Source organism: Shewanella sp. BJSY2023SW005, assembly GCF_047314585.1.
GTDB classification, from domain to species: domain Bacteria; phylum Pseudomonadota; class Gammaproteobacteria; order Enterobacterales; family Shewanellaceae; genus Shewanella; species Shewanella algae.
Genome location: NZ_JBKORJ010000043.1, coordinates 1 through 3,111, shown reverse-complemented (window position 1 = coordinate 3,111; position 3,111 = coordinate 1). Strand labels below are relative to the sequence as shown.

Here is a 3,111-nt window from a genome sequence, read left to right as displayed (position 1 = left end):
GATGCCTGGATAACTTCCGCCAAGGAGTTTCGCCGTCAGTACAGTAGCATGAGTGGCCGATGGGATGCGATGTGTGCCATGAAGGCCAAATATGGTGGTAAATGGTGCCGGGGTAAGCAACAAAGCCAAGCAATACATCCCCATTAACCTTAAACCGTTGGTGATTTTGCAGCAACAGGCTTAAGCCTGCCGTTGGCATGCCTGGCAACCGCAGTTTTTGTATGAAGCACGCAGATTACTCATCTCAGAGAGTCTCATTTCCAAAAATCCGTCGTTATTTATCAGAGACTGACACCCTGCAGTGAGCTTTTCCTTTTCCTTATAGCTCAGAAAGTGTTTAGGATGTCCTATATATCCTAACTGCGTCAAGTTACTACTTTAGACGATATCGGTGCAGTGATCTATTATTTGGAGCAATTATTTAGTCGGCATACACCAGAAAAAGGCGCTGCATATCAAATTGAAGTCACGGGTGCTCCACGGCATACAGAGTATGTTGTAAAGACGGATTTAATGAAAAGCGGTGAAATCAAATTTGATGGATTCAACCCTGAACGTGGAGTTTTAATTGATGCTAAGGATTTTAATAAATGGCCCAAAGATGAGGCTTGGTCGCTTGATGTTGTTTTGCGAGATGCGAGAAAGCAGTCAGCTGTAGCATCACAAGTGAAAACGAAAGTCGAGTGGCATATACCTAATCAAGAAAAGTTTGATCTTGTAAGTCAGTTGTTAAGAGAGAATAAAGTTAAACATATTAAACCAGTTTATACGCCTAAGGGTGGTCAATAATGATTAGAGCAAAAGAATACATGGGATTCTATTGGCAAGACAGGCAACAGTGCCTAGATGAATACTTATCTTTCATCATTGATTTACTCATAGGTATTGATGCAGCGGTAGAACGTCCGTGCTCATTTGAAATACTCTCAAAGGGACTAAAACTAGATGTGATGCCAGATGATTTTCTCGAACAAAAGAGTAAAATTATTAGTTTAGTGCTTGACCATGATGTCGCATATACAGAAGTTGTTCAAGAAGATTCGACTGTTTCCCTATTGTCCCCTTTGGGGTTCACATCGCAGTGGAAAGTTAAATTGGACTGTGGGCCAGTTTTTTTTATTATAGTGAGTTCGGGAGCATATGGTACTGCTAGCCCAGGAAATTCTGTTGTATGTAAACTAGATTATCCTGTTGAAAGTAGAGTTAATGAATTGCAGTTTTTTAGGCAAGTTTGGAAGCTTTTAGTTACACAATGTAATCCAGAATTTGCAGTGTTCACGTCTCATGATTTGGTTTGCAAAATAGATCCTGATATGGAGTTTGACAATAGTGTCGGTTGGATTTCATACGTGAGTTCTACAGTCAACAGCCAGTCTATACCTAGTGATATCATAATTAGTAATCTAGCTAATGGTTGTCAGTTGGAGGTAATTGAACGCTTAATGGGTGTTAATGATTCTGAAGTTGTTAATCTATTGAGAAATACTCAGGTTGCATTGGTTAATGCAGGAATTATTTCTGTTGAAGATGATTTCTAGCTAGTTTATCTAACTAAAAGGTGTCTAGGAAAGAAATCAGTGGCAATTCATTGTATTATCATGGGTAGCTTGATTTTTTGTGATTGATTATGAAGGTTGAAAAGTTAAATTGGACTTCAAAGTCAGCTCAAGAGGCTGAACTGACAATTACTGATGGCGAATATAGCTGCATAGCATTTTGCCAGCCATGTGAGTATGAAGAGGGAGCAGAGGTTGATTATCTTCATGCATTCATGGCTAAAGAAGTGATGTTATCTAATTCTGGACTTGTATCTATTGAAGCACTTGAGGAGAAAGTCTTACCCCATCGAGTGACAGCAGTAGTTGAGGATCGATTAGAGAATATTGTAAAGGTTGGCTCCATCATTATCAGGGCGGGATCCCACTTTAAATTGAACTTTTACGGTTGGTCATGATCTGATCTGCCTTGCCCTTAATCCACAGATGACCATGACCCTTTTGAAACAACTAGAACAGATTACCGATCCCCGTAAGGACATCAATCTAAAGCATAATTTAGTGGATGTGGTGTTCCTGACACTCAGTGCTATCCTCAGCGGTGCGACTGGGTGGAAGTCCATTCAGGAATTCGGAGAAGAACAGCTAGATTGGCTCCGTCTGTACCGAAAATTTGAAAATGGCATCCCTAAAAGGCATTGTATCAGTAATATAATCAAAGCATTGGACAGCGAACTGCTCCTTCAAGCCATATTTGGCTGGATCAATGAGCAACGGCAAACGGAAGGGAAAACCGTTATCGCGCTGGATGGAAAAACCCTGCGCGGGGCGTGGAGTGAGGATGCTAAGAATGCACTCCATGTTGTCAGCGCATTTGATGTCGGCAACGGCATTACACTTTACCAAGACAGTTCACATTCTAAAGGGAAAGAAGCTGAAGTCGCCCGCAACATGATTGATGCTATGGCACTGGATAATGCCGTTCTGACGCTGGATGCACTGCATTGTCAGGTGTCTACCATGAACAAAATTAAACAGGGGAACGGTGATTTCATTATTCAGCTCAAGTCGAACCAGCCGGGATTATTTGAAGCAGTCAAAACCAGCTTCAGTAAAGCGTATGAGCAGCCAGAACTGGCTATATTTGAGCAGTTCAACATGGGTCATGGCCGCAGGGAGCGCCGAACAGTCATGCAGATAGAAGCAGAATTATCAGCGGAACTTAAGAAAAAGTGGCCGCACATCACCTCATTTATCGAAGTTGCCAGTGAACGGACAGTCGATGGAATAACATCATGTTCTTCACGCTGGTATGTCAGTTCCTTACCGCTCAATGCCGAAGAGGCCGCGAGGACTATTCGAGAGCATTGGGGGGTAGAAAATCAGCTCCATTGGGTGCTGGATGTGGTCTTCCGCGAAGATGCGCTGAAGGTAACGGATCCTGATGGCGCAAAGCATCTCGCCCTATTTAACCGAGCGGCTCTGAGTGCGATAAGGCAGCACCAAGGCAAAAAAGACAGTCTGGCAGGTAAGCGCCGCCGTGCTGGTTGGAGTCCTACATTTCGCTCAGAGTTGTTATTTGGTTAAGATATAAGCAAAGTGGAATCCCGCCCTG

General features: G+C 42.8%; 4 protein-coding genes and 1 pseudogene. All 5 read left to right on the top strand.

The window, feature by feature from the left end:
• Positions 1-147: pseudogene (locus ACMHXI_RS13150) on the top strand (alpha-amylase family glycosyl hydrolase); the annotation flags it as partial.
• Positions 148-408: 261 nt separating this feature from the next.
• On the top strand, positions 409-789 hold the full coding sequence (locus ACMHXI_RS13145; protein ID WP_170946731.1) for a Tox-REase-5 domain-containing protein: 381 nt from the start codon (positions 409-411) through the stop codon (positions 787-789).
• Positions 789-1,538 carry an Imm52 family immunity protein gene (locus ACMHXI_RS13140; protein ID WP_413735139.1) on the top strand — a complete coding sequence of 250 codons (750 nt, stop codon included), beginning with the start codon at positions 789-791 and terminating at the stop codon, positions 1,536-1,538. Before ACMHXI_RS13145 ends, ACMHXI_RS13140 begins: the two co-directional genes overlap by 1 nt.
• 89 nt (positions 1,539-1,627) lie before the next feature.
• Positions 1,628-1,954, top strand: coding sequence for a hypothetical protein (locus tag ACMHXI_RS13135; protein WP_413735137.1), 327 nt, complete (start codon positions 1,628-1,630; stop codon positions 1,952-1,954).
• Between the two features lie 34 nt (positions 1,955-1,988).
• Complete coding sequence (locus ACMHXI_RS13130) at positions 1,989-3,083, top strand: ISAs1 family transposase (RefSeq protein ID WP_109248997.1); 1,095 nt, start codon at positions 1,989-1,991, stop codon at positions 3,081-3,083.
• Positions 3,084-3,111 lie beyond the last annotated feature (28 nt).

Coding starts and splice junctions, on each gene's coding strand:
- ACMHXI_RS13135 (WP_413735137.1), top strand. CDS start 1,628: ATGAAGGTTGAAAAGTTAAATTGGACTTCAAAGTCAGCTCAAGAGGCT.
- ACMHXI_RS13130 (WP_109248997.1), top strand. CDS start 1,989: ATGACCCTTTTGAAACAACTAGAACAGATTACCGATCCCCGTAAGGAC.
- ACMHXI_RS13140 (WP_413735139.1), top strand. CDS start 789: ATGATTAGAGCAAAAGAATACATGGGATTCTATTGGCAAGACAGGCAA.